Annotated in this window: 15 protein-coding genes; 14 read left to right on the top strand and 1 reads right to left on the bottom strand. The window is 41.9% G+C overall.

The window, feature by feature from the left end; genetic code table 11:
* Positions 1-44 precede the first annotated feature (44 nt).
* The 11 genes from PVK71_RS11500 to PVK71_RS11450 all read left to right on the top strand — a co-directional run bounded on the left by PVK71_RS11500 (position 45) and on the right by PVK71_RS11450 (position 9,182).
* Complete coding sequence (locus PVK71_RS11500) at positions 45-233, top strand: hypothetical protein (RefSeq protein ID WP_274418908.1); 189 nt, start codon at positions 45-47, stop codon at positions 231-233.
* On the top strand, positions 233-1,408 hold the full coding sequence (locus tag PVK71_RS11495) for a phage tail protein (RefSeq protein ID WP_274418909.1): 1,176 nt from the start codon (positions 233-235) through the stop codon (positions 1,406-1,408). Before PVK71_RS11500 ends, PVK71_RS11495 begins: the two co-directional genes overlap by 1 nt.
* Positions 1,401-1,892: a phage major tail tube protein gene (locus tag PVK71_RS11490; RefSeq protein WP_274418911.1), complete on the top strand. Its 492-nt coding sequence runs from the start codon at positions 1,401-1,403 to the stop codon at positions 1,890-1,892. Before PVK71_RS11495 ends, PVK71_RS11490 begins: the two co-directional genes overlap by 8 nt.
* A 59-nt stretch (positions 1,893-1,951) precedes the next feature.
* Positions 1,952-2,524, top strand: coding sequence for a phage tail assembly protein (locus PVK71_RS11485; protein ID WP_274418912.1), 573 nt, complete (start codon positions 1,952-1,954; stop codon positions 2,522-2,524).
* A 115-nt stretch (positions 2,525-2,639) separates the two neighbouring features.
* Positions 2,640-5,345, top strand: a complete 2,706-nt coding sequence (locus tag PVK71_RS11480; RefSeq protein ID WP_274418913.1) for a phage tail tape measure protein — start codon at positions 2,640-2,642, stop codon at positions 5,343-5,345.
* 10 nt (positions 5,346-5,355) lie between these two features.
* Complete coding sequence (locus PVK71_RS11475) at positions 5,356-5,721, top strand: phage tail protein (RefSeq protein WP_061036757.1); 366 nt, start codon at positions 5,356-5,358, stop codon at positions 5,719-5,721.
* The gene (locus PVK71_RS11470) at positions 5,718-5,921 is read left to right on the top strand and encodes a hypothetical protein (RefSeq protein ID WP_274418915.1); all 204 of its coding nucleotides are present in this window, start codon (positions 5,718-5,720) and stop codon (positions 5,919-5,921) included. The genes PVK71_RS11475 and PVK71_RS11470 overlap by 4 nt, the downstream gene beginning before the upstream one ends.
* A complete protein-coding gene (locus PVK71_RS11465) occupies positions 5,912-6,889 on the top strand; it encodes a hypothetical protein (protein WP_274418916.1) in 978 nt (325 codons plus the stop codon). Before PVK71_RS11470 ends, PVK71_RS11465 begins: the two co-directional genes overlap by 10 nt.
* Before the next feature lie 8 nt (positions 6,890-6,897).
* Positions 6,898-8,127 (top strand): tyrosine-type recombinase/integrase, encoded by a 1,230-nt coding sequence (locus tag PVK71_RS11460; RefSeq protein ID WP_274418917.1) that lies wholly within the window; start codon positions 6,898-6,900, stop codon positions 8,125-8,127.
* Between the two features lie 74 nt (positions 8,128-8,201).
* Positions 8,202-8,495: a MarR family transcriptional regulator gene (locus PVK71_RS11455; RefSeq protein ID WP_274418918.1), complete on the top strand. Its 294-nt coding sequence runs from the start codon at positions 8,202-8,204 to the stop codon at positions 8,493-8,495.
* An 84-nt stretch (positions 8,496-8,579) separates the two neighbouring features.
* The gene (locus tag PVK71_RS11450) at positions 8,580-9,182 is read left to right on the top strand and encodes a hypothetical protein (protein ID WP_274418919.1); all 603 of its coding nucleotides are present in this window, start codon (positions 8,580-8,582) and stop codon (positions 9,180-9,182) included.
* A gap of 195 nt (positions 9,183-9,377) precedes the next feature.
* Here the strand turns inward: PVK71_RS11450 and PVK71_RS11445 are convergent, their stop codons facing one another.
* Positions 9,378-10,424, bottom strand: a complete 1,047-nt coding sequence (locus tag PVK71_RS11445; RefSeq protein WP_274418920.1) for a DNA-methyltransferase — start codon at positions 10,422-10,424, stop codon at positions 9,378-9,380.
* Positions 10,425-10,846: 422 nt separating this feature from the next.
* On the opposite strand from PVK71_RS11445, the gene thrS reads away from it, so the two are divergent.
* The 3 genes from thrS (at position 10,847) to rpmI (ending at position 13,632) form a co-directional block, all read left to right on the top strand.
* Complete coding sequence (gene thrS, locus PVK71_RS11440; RefSeq protein ID WP_130045361.1) at positions 10,847-12,775, top strand: threonine--tRNA ligase; 1,929 nt, start codon at positions 10,847-10,849, stop codon at positions 12,773-12,775.
* A gap of 3 nt (positions 12,776-12,778) precedes the next feature.
* Positions 12,779-13,330 carry a translation initiation factor IF-3 gene (gene infC / locus PVK71_RS11435; RefSeq protein ID WP_130047836.1) on the top strand — a complete coding sequence of 184 codons (552 nt, stop codon included), beginning with the start codon at positions 12,779-12,781 and terminating at the stop codon, positions 13,328-13,330.
* Between the two features lie 107 nt (positions 13,331-13,437).
* Positions 13,438-13,632 (top strand): 50S ribosomal protein L35, encoded by a 195-nt coding sequence (gene rpmI / locus PVK71_RS11430; RefSeq protein ID WP_005419080.1) that lies wholly within the window; start codon positions 13,438-13,440, stop codon positions 13,630-13,632.
* Positions 13,633-13,669: the final 37 nt, after the last annotated feature.

Here is a 13,669-nt window from a genome sequence, read left to right as displayed (position 1 = left end):
GCCATTACGCTGGGTTTTCTTTTATCTAGCCACAGGAAAACCCTATGGACAAAAACAGCAAAATCGATGGGCGCATTGAATATCAAATTCTAACCCCCTTTCGATTGGCCAAGCGTTGGGTTCTGCTCAATGAAAAGACCATTCGTCTTCATCCACGACAAGCTGGCTTTCTTCTTCTCAATGGAAAGATTGCCAAAATTGTTGCTCAACTTACTAAAGCCGAGGTGAAATAATGGCAGACATGATCCCAATTCAGGATTTTGAATTAAACGGCGCAGAAGTCATTGCGATTGAGCCATTACCAAGCATGGGGCCATTGGCTCAGCATGTGGTGTGCTTAGTGGGTACAGCACCGAATAAACATGCAGGTATTGCTTACAATGAGCCGGTGCGTTTGTTTGATTACCCACAAGCCAAAATGATGTTAGATACCACAAACACCAGTGAAGGGACGTTGCCGTTATTAGCGCGTTATCTACTGGGTTATGTTCGTGCGGTGTTCTATGTAATTGTGGTTGAAGAAGGTGTAGATAAACCAGCCACAGAAACCAATATCATTGGTGGTGTGGATGCAAACACCGGCGCGACTTCTGGCTTGTTTTCAATTAAAGGTTGTCCTGAAACTCCAACCTTGATTGGCGCACCAGGCTTTAATTCCATTCCGTTTGTTCAAAAGCTTTGCACCGTGGCGCGTGATATTCATTGTCGTCCCATTGTTGATGGACCAAATACCAACGATACCGAAGCCGCAGAGTTTGCCGGTGAATTTGGTGCTGAAGGAACAGGGCAAGATAAGCTCAGCATTATCGACCCATGGTTTATTAAAACCTACGACGGCTTACCAACGGTATTACCAGCATCAATCGCTCTTATCTCTGCCATGGCCGCAGTTGAAGGGTATGAATCACCACAAAACCAAGGCGTGTTGTGTGATGAGCCTTGTCGTTTAGTTACTTACAAGATTGGCGATAAGACCACTCAAGCCAATTTCTTGAACAAACACGGCGTGACCACCATGGCAAAAACGCGCATGGGTGGCGTGTCTATCATTGGTAATCGAACCAACACAGGGCGCTTTATGGCTCATGTGGGTTTAGAAGATCTGATGGTACGTAAACTCGAAGAGACTTCTCAGCCCTACATGGGCAAATTGCTTACTGAAGAGTTCATGGACAGCGTGGTTGAGCGCTTGAGCAATTGGGGTCAATCTTTAGTGGCTGATGGGGTTATTCCTGTCTTTCGTGCTTATTTGCACCCAAGTAAAAACAACCTTGAAAACTACAATTCAGGCCGTTGGTTCTTGTGTGTGGATTATGGTCGTTATAGCCCGAATGAACACATGGTGTATGAAATGTCCGTGGATAACGGATTGATTGAACAATGGCTTGAGGAGGTCGTAAATGGTTGATCGCGTTCGATTACGATTATCAGCAGTGGTGCAGGATGTGCCATTGGTGAATGAGATTGTGGAATTTAGTGCGCCAGAAGTGACGTTTAAGACCGCCGCGAACGAAGGCAGTTTTGTTCAAAATGAAGACGTTGTGGGTATGGATTTGCTCAAATGGTCCATGAAGGTTCGTGGTAAGCATGCAGATCTGGTGATGTCGCTCGGTCGTTATGCGTTATCTGAAGCGCAAGTTAACGTGACGGAAAAAGGCAAAGACAGCAATAACGGTGGGTATAAAGCGCAATACTCACTCTATTCCACCATTAGCTCTATTAAGCAAGAAACAGTAAAGATGGGAGAAAAGCCGGTGTGTACCATTGAAGGTACCTGTAAATCTTACAAGCTGATTGATAACGGTAAAACTGTGTATGACATTGATACCCGAACCGGCAAAACCATCATTGGTGGTGTGGATCTTATGGGTCAATACGGCGCGACGGCTTAACCACATTGTGACATTACTTTTACTAGGGGCTTCGGCTCCTTTTTTTGATCGAGATAATTATGAAAAAGACTTCTGCATTGCCATTTTTTCGTTTAAATGACAGCGATACCCTGAGCATTTCTTCTATGACGCTTGACGTGTTTCGAAAACTCCCATTCATCAACAAAGAAGAAAAACTCACTGATAAAGAGCTGTTTGAGCAACAAAAAGCGGTCATCCTTGAAACGACAGTATTAACAGAAGAGCAGTTTGAAGAATTAACCGCCCCCGATTTTAATACCTTAGCCAATGATTGTACGGCGTATATCTTAACGGGCAGTGATGAGCTCCAAGGTAAGAAACTGGCGAACGACTGCTATGAATTTGATTTACTTTTCCCCTTTGAAAATGAAGTGGGTGAGAAGATTGAACACATCAAATTTACGGTACCTAAAGTGAAGCATTCACAAGCGCTGACGGACATCAGTGAAAAGCAATTGCGTGAAGATTTCATGTTCCAGGTGGTGTGTGATCTAGATAAAGAAGATCTGCAGAAGATGTCGGTAAATGATTACTTAACGATTAAACCGAAGGTCGGTGATTTTTTTCTACAGTCGGCGGCTTACTTTCAAGTGACGACGTCGAAAACTTAATTGATGTGATCCCGATGTACCGCAACACCTCCGAAACCGAGTTAAAGGAATGGCGGCAGGATTTAGCGGTGCATCGATACGAGCTGATTTTAACTAAGCTGGGGATTAAGAAACGATGAGCAATCAAAAAAGCAAAGTGTCCTTGCTGCTTGATGTAACAACCAGAGGCTTGGGGGATGTGGTATCAACCACCAAAGCCACTGAAAAGTTAAATAATACGCTTGAGCAACAACGTAATGATGTGGCCGCCTTAAATCGAGACTTAAAAAAGGTCGAAGGCTATCAAGCCACAGAGCAATCACTACAAAAAGTGAACGCCAAACTTGATGCTTCAAAGGTTAAATTATCAGGACTTGGCGCAGAGCTTAGCGACAGCCAGAAGAAAACCCGAACTCTGGCTGAAAGCTATAAAAGCACTGAACAATCACTGGGTTTACTTCATAAAAAGTTAGCCGATCCCACGGCGTTTAATCTCTCTCAATTTGAAACAAAATCGTTAGGTGTTGAGATTGCAAAAACAGAGTTACGGCTTGAAAAACTCTCTGATGAAATGGCCAGCAACGCGATTCACACCAACAAACTGCGCTCATCCCAATATCAAGCCAAGAAACAGATAGACCGTTATTCCTCAAGCAGTGATACCCAATCGGCCAAACTTAAAAAGCTGCAGAGTGAATTGAAAGGTGCTGGCCTTAATACTGATAAGTTATCTGATGAGCAACAACGATTAAAAACCGCTAGTGAGCGAGCCACCGGCGCGTTAGAAAAACAAGGACGACAACTTAAAGAGCTTAATTCTATTCAAAGCCGAATAGATAAACGAAACGCCAAACTTGGTGAGTTACAAAGCCAAGCATCAGGTCTTGCGATGGCCGCTGCTCCTATTGCCGGTACCATGTATGCAGCTATCAAGAATGAATCTTCTTTTGCGGATGTGAAGAAGGTGCTCTCTGATAAAAATGATCCTCAAGATGCTGCCAAAATGAAAGCATTGAGAGAGTGGTCATTAAAAGAGTCGGGCAATATGCCGATGTCGGCCACTGAAATCAACGCCATGTTGGCGGCTGGTGGTCAAAGTGGTATTAAGGATCATGAAAAGCTCAAAGCGTTTGTGCTTGATTCCGCCAAGATGGGTGTAGCGTTTGATATGGAGGCAGGTGAAGCCGGTGAAACGCTCGCCACCTTTAAAGCCTCGATGGGATTAGATCAAAAAGGAGCGGTTGGCTTAGCCGGTCTTTCAAATTATCTCTCGAATAATTCCAACGCAAAGGCCAAAGACATTGCTGGTGTCATGGCGCGTGAAGGAGCAACCGCCAAAACGGGTGGTTTTAAAGTTAATGAATCCGCAGCATTAGCGGCTTCACTGCTTTCTACTGGTATGAATGAAGAGCGAGCAGCAACAGCTCTGAAAAACATTTCAGGACGTTTGACACTAGGTGATGCGGCCAGTGGTAATCAACAAAAAGCTTTGAGTTCACTTGGCTTTGATTCAGGATCATTAGCGGCCGATATGCAAACCGATGCATCAGGAACCTTGTTAGAAGTGCTTGATGCCTTAAAGAACGCGCCACTTGAAGAGCAAAGTGCGCTCATTTCTCAAATCTTTGGAGAAGAGGCCAAAGGCGCGGTGGCAGCGTTAGCCGGTAACACCAAAAACTTCACTGATATTTTAAAACTCGCCAATGAAAGCCAAGAAGTACACGTTCAATCACTGCAAGATGAATACGATGCGCGTGTGAACACCACTGAAAATGGCATTAAACAGTTTGTAAATAAACTCAATGCGTTGGCGGTGGTGCTGGGTGAGAAGTTATTACCAGGACTGAACTGGGTATTAACTCCATTAGGTGCCGTGGTTGATGGTGTCACCGCATTTGCACAAGAAAGTGATGTGCTTGTACCGGTTATCATGGGCGGTATTGGAGCAATCTTAGCGTTTAAAACTGCATTGATAGCAGGAAAAGCCGCGTCATTAATTTTTGGTAATACGGTTGATAAAACTCGCCTGTTTAAAAAAGGATTAAACCGAGAAACTCAAGAAAGTGGAAAGGCGGCTTCGTATGCGACTAAGGCATTTAAAGGCTTAAACCAAGAGCTTAGACGCTCTGGCGGCTCAAGAGGAGCACGCAGTGGTTCAGGTAAACGTTCCCGAGGTCGTTCAAAATCCAGAAATCCATTGTCTCGTATTGCTGGTTCATTTTCTCATTCAAAAAGAGGCATTCCATTAGCCTTGGCTGGCGGAGCGATTGCCAGTTTACCAGGTATGGCGATGGCGCAAGATGCCATTGATATGGGGGCTGATGCGGCGCAGTCTGCAGGACGATTTGGTCTTGCTAAAGTATTGCGACCATTAAACATGGCCATCAGTGGTGTCGATGCAGTGCAATCATTATCTGAAGGGGATATGGAAGGCGCAGGCAGCTCACTTGGCAGTTTAGCCGGAGGCATGGGCGGCGCATCGTTGGGGGCGGCGATTGGTACCATGATTTTGCCAGGCATTGGCACCATGCTTGGTGGTCTTGCTGGTTCAATGATTGGGGACATGGGCGGCGAAATGCTCGGGGGTTGGTTTGGCAGTAAACTTGCCTCATCCGATGAAGTCAGCCAAAAGGTCGAAGAGAAAGCCAACAAAGAAGCACTGCAGGAAAAGAACTCAGCTGTTCACTTTGCGCCACAAATCAACATCACCCCATCCAAAGGCCAAGATGAAATGGCCATAGCCAAACAAGTGACAGAGCAAATGCAGCAACAATTCAGTTATCTCATGGGCGGTCATTCAATTGAATCACGCTTTAATTATGCCGGAATAGACAGAGGATAAGGAGCCATACATGCATCACCTTGTTATTGGTGAGTTTGTATTTTCGGTGGGGGATAAAACCCCCATTATGAAAATGAACCGTGTCACAACAGGCCGCTTTACTGAAATAAGTCTGGTTGATGGTGCGATGTCATCACCCACAGGAAAACCCCTTGAAACCCTCTCTATTACGGCTAAATGGTTACGCCAAACCGCAGAAGATAATGTGGAACGTTTACGTCAAATGGTCGATGAGCCACAACAAGTCAGCAATGGTGGAGGGGTAAACCTAGGTCAATGGACCATTAAAAGCATCAATGAAGGGAAATCAGAATTGGTGCATAACGGCTCGGCGCAAGTTACCGACGTCACTCTTGAGTTATTGGAGTATCGATGAAAGTCACCGTACATAAAGGGGATCTCATTACGGATGTTCTCTTTAAACACACAGGTCAAGATGATGACCAATTAGAAGCCGATTTCTATCAATTAAATCCTCATGTTCGTGGGGATTTTTTTATGGAAGAAACCATGGTCACCATTCCTGAAGTCAGCTTTAAACAAAATATCAAAGAGGTAAATCGCTCATGGGACTAGAACTCAAAGGCAAGCACAGTGAAATGATGCTCTCTTTACTGCAAAGCTGGACACTGCGTGATGAGAACGGCATCGATGGTGATGATCTAAAGTTAGTCATTCACTCATCAGACATTGATGGTTTACCGCCAAAGGGCGAGAAGTACACCGTTTATCTTGATGAGGTAAATCGTGGGGTGTTTCAAATCTCAGGCCGTCAATTCTCAGTAGAGCCAAGAACCATCACGATCACCATGACGGTGTCACCATTCTCAATCAAAGATAACTCAGGTTTTAGAGAAAGAAAGAGCATGAGTTGGAACAAGGCAACGCTAGGCCAAGTGGTCTCTGATTGCGTTTCTCCACATGGGTTCGTTCCTTTTGTCGCACCTGAATTACAAAAAATTGAAATCGAGAGTTTACATAGGCTCGATGAAAGCACGTTGCCTTTTTTGCGTAAATTAGCAAAACGTTATGATGCGATTGCAAAGCCGGTGGAAGATCGTTTTGTCTTTGTGCCAATTGGCCAACGTTCAACTTCAAGTGGTAAAGAGATTCAATCCATTACGTTGTCACTTCCTGATGAAAACAAAAGCCTTAACTCAAACTTTGTGAATGTCTCGGGTGACTTGGATGGCCGTAATGATTTCGCAGGGGTTAAAGCGTTCTATTTGGATCCAACGGACAGTTCAAGAAAGGAAGTCAGTATTGGGGCCGCACCGTTTAAACGTCTAGGTCAGGATAAGAACAACCAGCAAGAAGCCGATCAAGCGTGTCATGCCGAGCTTAGAAAAATACAAAGACAAGGCCGCAAAGTCACCATTCAAGCTCCGGCCATTGCCACGGCTTTTGCTGAAGGTCATGTGATTTTAGATGGTTCATTTCCAAGTGTGGCACAAGGGACGTACTCCATTGATTCAGTCAGTCTCAGCGGAGCAGGAAAACAAGCCACACGAATGACATTGCAAGCCACGTTATTGGGGGAATGATGATCACAATGAATCAAAACGTACTGTTTCAAACCACGGTGCGATGCAAAATATCAGAAGCTCAAATCAAGAAATACAGCCGTGACAGCCAAGTAAGACAGCTTAAAGATGAGCGCTATTCGTTGTATTTGCGCTTTAAACAGAATCGAATTCAAGGTGCTTGGTTCTTCATGGAGTATAAGAACGGCAAGCAAAAGTCACATCGTCTTGGCCAATATCCGAATTTATCGGCAGCTCATGCATTTACAGTGCTTCAAAACCTTGTTGCTGATCTCTCTACTGGTAGCCGTTCATCAACCAATGAATTTCAAACGATTGATGAATTGTTGATATGGAATCTAGATAGAGAGATCCGCTCAGAGCAGCTATCAAAAGAAAGGTTGGTAATGCTCAAATCAATTACAGAAGGGCACTTAATCCCTAACTTACACGGCACTTCGATTAATGGACTTCAACATAAGGACATTGAATCTTTACTGATGAAGCCATTAAGAGAGAAGCACTATTCCATTAGCTATATGCGAGTTATCTTCCAAGCACTAAAAACGGCTTTTACTAAGGCGTTAAAGCTTCGATTACTTACTTATAATCCGCTAAATAATATGATATTCACTGATTTTGTATCAACACCCATTGATGTAAAAGGCTGCAAAGTTCGTCCGAGTGATATACCTAATATCCTAGAACAGATCCAAAATGCCGATCCATTTGCTCGTATACTATCTTTGCTTATGCTGACACATGGCACTCGCATTGGTGAAACCAGAAAAGCCAAATGGCGACATATTTGTTTTAAAACCAAAAGATGGACCATACCCAAGCACAACACGAAAACAAAAAAGGAAATGACCTACCCATTAAGCAATGAAATGGTGCTACTGCTTCAAAGCTTTAAGCAATGGCAACTGGATCATTATTACCAGGGGAACAATGTCTTTCCTAATTCAAAATACGATAAGGCACCAATCCATCGTGGTACTGCGAGTGATTTTGTTAAGTCAGTAAGCAAAGGGGAATGGACCGCTCATGATTTAAGAAAGCTGGCTAGAACGGTTTGGGCTGATATTGGTATTGATTACCTAGTAGCAGAGACTCTGCTTAACCATGCTAAGGGAAAACTCGATCAGGCTTACATTCATACTCATATTGAATTTCAGAAGTCAGAAGCCCTTAATCGCTACCATTTATGGCTAAAAAAGAGCTGTTGCAACTGTTTATCGCCTGTTTTTCAGAAATAGATGAGCAGTAAAATGATCTTTAAGATCAATTAATAAAGTTAAAATAAATATCAATCACAGGGGGTAATCATAGGATGGCAATTTTGGGCAAAAATGACCATATTTCGGCTGATTTATTGAAATGCGCACGTTCGGCTCCACACCAAGTTGGAGCGCTTAAATTGAGTAAGACACAGTTAATTGTTCTGCAGTCGATTAAAGAGGGCGAAGAGGTGACACTGTCACAGATTGCGGATAGGTGCGGTTTGTCATCAAGCTGGGCAAGTTCGTTGTTGAAGAGGCTGGCGGAGAAGTATTATTTAACTCGAAGTTGTATGCAGCAGTTAACGGGTGGGGTTGAGTATCGGTATTGTAAAGCGTTAGCTTAATTATAAATTGTGAATTTGATTGCTGAAAACAAGAGTAAATACGGTAAACTTCTTTTATCGTATTTTTATTTATATTTGAGTTATATGGGAAGTGAACTTTCTGTTGAAATGAAAATCATGTTTTCGACTTTGGCGGTGTTAATTCCGGTTCTGTTTTTTTGTTACAAAGCGCTCAGTAAGGGTAAAAATTTAAGTTCAGAAGAGTGCATTCATTATAGTATTTTTCTTTTTGCCTCATCACTTATATGCGCTCTACTTAATGAAGGGTATATCGATATAATTAACACAGTAACACAAGATTTTTCTAATTATAAATATATGGAGATAATAATTAGCAATCAACATTTATTAGTAGAGGCTATAACTAAAGGCTCAGGCGATGTGTCATTAGAACCATTCAAGAAGTTTATAACGGAAGAAGAACAAAAAAGAATTGATCTGTTAATTATGCCATTGAATATTATTCGTATGTTTGTGTCATTCTTTGGCTTCTCATTAAGTGCTATTTTGCTTGGTTTTGGTTTAACTAAATCACCACCAGAGATAAATATGATAGTTCAAAATGAAGTAGATGAGCGTTTGACTCTATTAGAAAAGAAAACTGATCACTTGTTAAAAGTATTGTATTGCATTCTAGGTATGATGATTTTGTTTGCAGTCTTTTATCTATTTGATAGGTACTTCTAGAGCTTAAATCCCTACCTACGGGGCTACATCCCGGGGAATAAAAATTTTTCGGGCTCTATGGTCACCACCAACAGCTTAGAAATTACCACCTTAGTTACTTCATTCTGAGTTAGCGTGATGCGTAACGCTGATTAAAAAGGCATTATATAAAGACACTAGCTAATATTAGTCAGTGTCTTTATGTCGTAGGCTAAACTATTTAAGAATGTTACTGACTGCATTTTGATAAGTATCTTCTTCCATTTCTATTCCAATAAATGGTCTCTTTAATTTCACGCATGATTTGCCAGTAGAACCTGATCCCATAAAAGCATCCAATACGACTTGGCCTTTGCGGCTGCTGGTTTGAATTATGTGCTCGAGTAAATCCGCAGGTTTTTCACAAGGGTGTTTACCTGGATAGTATTGAACAGGAGCAAAAGTCCAAACATCAGTATAAGGAACTTCATCTGTAACTTTGAATGGGCGTCTTAATAATTCATACTCTCGCTTTAAATCATCATATTCTTTCAGTAGTACCGTGAACTTTGTTTGTAGAGCTGAATATTCGTTACATAACTCATTATGACTTTTATTTAACTCATGATTACGTTTAGAAAAGAGCAGTTGTAGCTGGGTGTATTGTTTCTCTGTAGGGAGTTTCCATTGACTGTATGAAAACCAATGAGAGCACATTTGTGTGCCGGTAGCTTCATTAATCTCTTTAGCTGAAATACCCAGGACTTCTCGAGCATTTTTAAAATAATCGATAAGAGGTTTAAAAACTTCTGCTTTTAATTCATTACACTTGATTGAATATTGACTGGCACCTTTGGCAAACCCTTCTGAATCATAATGTCCTGCAAATATGATCCGTTCTGTTGATGGAAAAAAAGATCGCAGATTAGGTTTATGTGCTCGTTTCCATATCCCGGATGGCTTAGCCCATACAATGTGATTATATACATCGAAACGAGCTTTAATTAAAAGCTCAGTATTTGCGGCCAACTTAGGCCCACAGAATAGATATAGACTTCCAGAGGGTTTTAGAACTCGCCAAAGTTCAACTAAGACATCATCAAGCCAAGCTATGAAGCTTTCCACATTAGGCCATTGATTGTCCCAAGCGTTCTTCTTTACTTGAAAGTAGGGTGGGTCAGTTAAAATGAGATCAACAGAATTGGTTGGTAATGTTTTTAAGTGATTAAGGCAATCGCCATTGATTAGGTGTAACAAGTTACTTTTTACGATAGGTGCGTGCATTCGATACTCCATAAATAATAGAGCCTTGAATTAAAGATACCTAGCCACATGATGTGGCTAGGTTGGTCTTTATGCTTCCTCTCCAAAATAGTTTGGGTCTCAGGTACTCAAGGCATAAACACCAAGAAAGAGTATCAAAAACAAATATGACTGTATATATATACAGTTATATTTTGTTGGGTTTGACTCTCTCTATATATAGAGGGAATATTTCTAGACTTACCTATGCAAGCTGCGTGTTGTTATTTCATTTAAATTCGTTACAATGCTCACACACTAAGCAACGTACATCTGTATTTGTACCTAGCTTTGTACCAACGGTAAAGATATATAGAAAATTCGCAATTAAGTATTTAATTTTAAATGCTTTATTAATTTAACAAGTGTTGCTTCGTGTGCAACACCACTGTAAAGGATAAAACATGCCTGTAATTACTCTTCCAGACGGTTCTCAACGTCAATTCGATAATGCTGTTTCTACTATGGATGTTGCTGCTGACATCGGTCCAGGTCTTGCGAAAGCTTGTATCGCTGGTCGTGTTGATGGCGTTCGTGTTGATGCGTGTGATTTAATTGAAAATGACGCACAACTTGAAATCATCACAGCAAAAGATGAAGACGGTTTAGAAATTATTCGTCACTCTTGTGCGCACCTTTTAGGTCACGCAGTTAAGCAGCTTTTCCCTGAAGCTAAAATGGCGATTGGTCCAACTATTGATAACGGTTTCTACTACGATATCGATATGGAGCATTCTTTAACGCAAGAAGATCTTGATAAGATTGAAAAGCGTATGAAAGACCTTGCTAAAACCAAGTACCAAGTAATCAAGAAGAACGTAAGCTGGCAAGAAGCGCGCGATGCATTCGATGCTCGTGGCGAAACGTACAAAATTGAAATCCTTGACGAAAACGTATCTAAAGACGATCGTCCAGGTTTATACCATCATGAAGAATACATCGACATGTGTCGTGGTCCTCACGTTCCAAACATGAGCTTCTGCCAGAACTTTAAGATTCTGAGTGTGGCTGGTGCATACTGGCGTGGTAATAGCGACAACAAAATGCTTCAACGTATCTATGGCACTGCATTCCAAGATAAGAAACTGCTTAAAGCACACCTTATCCGCCTAGAAGAAGCAGCAAAGCGTGACCACCGTAAGATTGGTAAGCATCTTGATCTGTTCCATATGCAACAAGAAGCACCAGGTATGGTTTTCTGGCACCACAACGGTTGGACTATCTTCCGTGAGCTAGAAGTATTCGTACGTGAAAAACTAACAGAATACGATTACCAAGAAGTTAAAGGCCCATTAATGATGGACCGTGTACTTTGGGAGCGTTCTGGTCACTGGGATAAATACGCTGAGGCGATGTTCACAACAAGCTCTGAGAACCGTGAATACGCTATCAAGCCTATGAACTGTCCTGGTCACGTTCAAATCTTTAACCAAGGTCTGAAATCATACCGTGATCTGCCATTACGTATGGCTGAGTTCGGTTCATGTCACCGTAACGAGCCATCAGGTGCTTTACACGGCATCATGCGTGTTCGTGGCTTTACTCAAGATGATGCACATATCTTCTGTACAGAAGCACAAGTGCAAGATGAAGTGAAATCATGTATTGAGATGGTTTATGATACATATACAACGTTCGGTTTTGAAAACATCGTAGTTAAGTTATCTACACGTCCTGAACAACGTGTGGGTTCTGACGAAATGTGGGACAAAGCAGAAGCCGATTTAATCCTTGCTCTAGAGTCGATGGAAATCGCTTATGAGATTCAAGAGGGTGAAGGTGCATTCTACGGACCGAAAATTGAATTTACTTTGCATGATTGTCTGGACCGTGCGTGGCAATGTGGTACAGTACAACTCGATTTTGCATTACCAGAGCGTTTAGGGGCAACTTACGTAGGTGAAGATAACGAACGTCACACACCAGTGATGATTCACCGCGCGATTTTAGGTTCTCTTGAGCGATTCATTGGTATCTTAATTGAAGATTACGCAGGCTTTTTCCCAACATGGTTGGCTCCAGAACAAGCAATTGTAATGGGCATTACAGACAAACAAGCTGATTATGTACAAGAAATTGCAAAAAAACTGCAAAAAAATGGATTTAGAGCCAAAGCGGACTTGAGAAATGAGAAGATTGGCTTTAAAATCAGGGAACATACTTTGAAACGTGTTCCGTACATGCTTGTTTGTGGTGACCAAGAAATGGAAGCTGGCGAAATTGCAGTACGTACTCGTAAAGGTAAAGATTTGGGTAAATTTAAAATTGATGATTTTGTTGCATTCCTGCAGCAAGAAGTTAGTGCCCGAACGCTCAATACTGTGGAGGAATAAGGTATTAAAGGCGGAAAAAGAGCCCAACAGCCGGCTAAACAAAATGCTCATCGTCTAAACGGTGAAATTACTGGCGTTAAAGAAGTGCGCCTTACAGGTCTAGATGGCGAATCAGTTGGTGTCGTTTCACTAAATGAAGCGTTAGACGTTGCACTTGAAGCAGGTGTCGATCTAGTTGAAATCAGCCCGAATGCCGAGCCACCAGTTTGTCGTGTGATGGACTATGGCAAATTCCTCTTCGAAAAGGCTAAGGCTGCTAAAGAACAGAAGAAAAAACAAAAACAGGTTCAGACTAAAGAAATTAAATTTAGACCTGGAACTGATATTGGAGACTATCAGGTAAAACTACGCAACCTGACTGGTTTCCTTGAAGACGGCAACAAAGTGAAGGTAACAATTCGCTTCCGTGGCCGCGAAATGGCTCACCAAAACATCGGTGTTGACGTTCTTAATCGTTTGAAAGCGGATACTGAAGAGTTTGCTCTAGTTGAATCTTTCCCATCGAGAATTGAAGGTCGCCAGATGATTATGGTGTTGGCCCCTAAGAAGAAGTAATTTAGTGCATTCAAGTAGTAAAGTGGGGTAACTGCTCGCAGTTATCCTGTTTTATTCGCCTAATTACTATATGTTTAATCACGCAACAATGCGGAGTTATATTCATCATGCCTAAGATGAAATCAAACAAAGGTGCTTCTAAGCGTTTTAAGAAAACTGCTGGTGGTATCAAATTTAAGCACGCTACGAAACGTCACATCCTGACTAAACGTACTACTAAAAACAAGCGTCAGCTTCGTCCAAACTCTCTACTTCCAAAATGTGAAGTAGCAGCAGTTGCACGTATGCTTCCATACGCATAATTTTTAGTATTTATTTAATTTTAGTTTAGGAGAGACA

Origin of the sequence: Aliivibrio sp. S4MY1 (genome assembly GCF_028765545.1) — a bacterium.
Lineage (GTDB): Bacteria > Pseudomonadota > Gammaproteobacteria > Enterobacterales > Vibrionaceae > Aliivibrio.
Note: the sequence above shows the minus strand (reverse complement) of the source record. Positions and strands in the feature narration are given on the sequence as shown.

Coding starts and splice junctions, on each gene's coding strand:
- PVK71_RS11500 (WP_274418908.1), top strand. CDS start 45: ATGGACAAAAACAGCAAAATCGATGGGCGCATTGAATATCAAATTCTA.
- PVK71_RS11495 (WP_274418909.1), top strand. CDS start 233: ATGGCAGACATGATCCCAATTCAGGATTTTGAATTAAACGGCGCAGAA.
- PVK71_RS11490 (WP_274418911.1), top strand. CDS start 1,401: ATGGTTGATCGCGTTCGATTACGATTATCAGCAGTGGTGCAGGATGTG.
- PVK71_RS11485 (WP_274418912.1), top strand. CDS start 1,952: ATGAAAAAGACTTCTGCATTGCCATTTTTTCGTTTAAATGACAGCGAT.
- PVK71_RS11480 (WP_274418913.1), top strand. CDS start 2,640: ATGAGCAATCAAAAAAGCAAAGTGTCCTTGCTGCTTGATGTAACAACC.
- PVK71_RS11475 (WP_061036757.1), top strand. CDS start 5,356: ATGCATCACCTTGTTATTGGTGAGTTTGTATTTTCGGTGGGGGATAAA.
- PVK71_RS11470 (WP_274418915.1), top strand. CDS start 5,718: ATGAAAGTCACCGTACATAAAGGGGATCTCATTACGGATGTTCTCTTT.
- PVK71_RS11465 (WP_274418916.1), top strand. CDS start 5,912: ATGGGACTAGAACTCAAAGGCAAGCACAGTGAAATGATGCTCTCTTTA.
- PVK71_RS11460 (WP_274418917.1), top strand. CDS start 6,898: ATGAATCAAAACGTACTGTTTCAAACCACGGTGCGATGCAAAATATCA.
- PVK71_RS11455 (WP_274418918.1), top strand. CDS start 8,202: ATGGCAATTTTGGGCAAAAATGACCATATTTCGGCTGATTTATTGAAA.
- PVK71_RS11450 (WP_274418919.1), top strand. CDS start 8,580: ATGGGAAGTGAACTTTCTGTTGAAATGAAAATCATGTTTTCGACTTTG.
- PVK71_RS11445 (WP_274418920.1), bottom strand. CDS start 10,424: ATGCACGCACCTATCGTAAAAAGTAACTTGTTACACCTAATCAATGGC.
- thrS (WP_130045361.1), top strand. CDS start 10,847: ATGCCTGTAATTACTCTTCCAGACGGTTCTCAACGTCAATTCGATAAT.
- rpmI (WP_005419080.1), top strand. CDS start 13,438: ATGCCTAAGATGAAATCAAACAAAGGTGCTTCTAAGCGTTTTAAGAAA.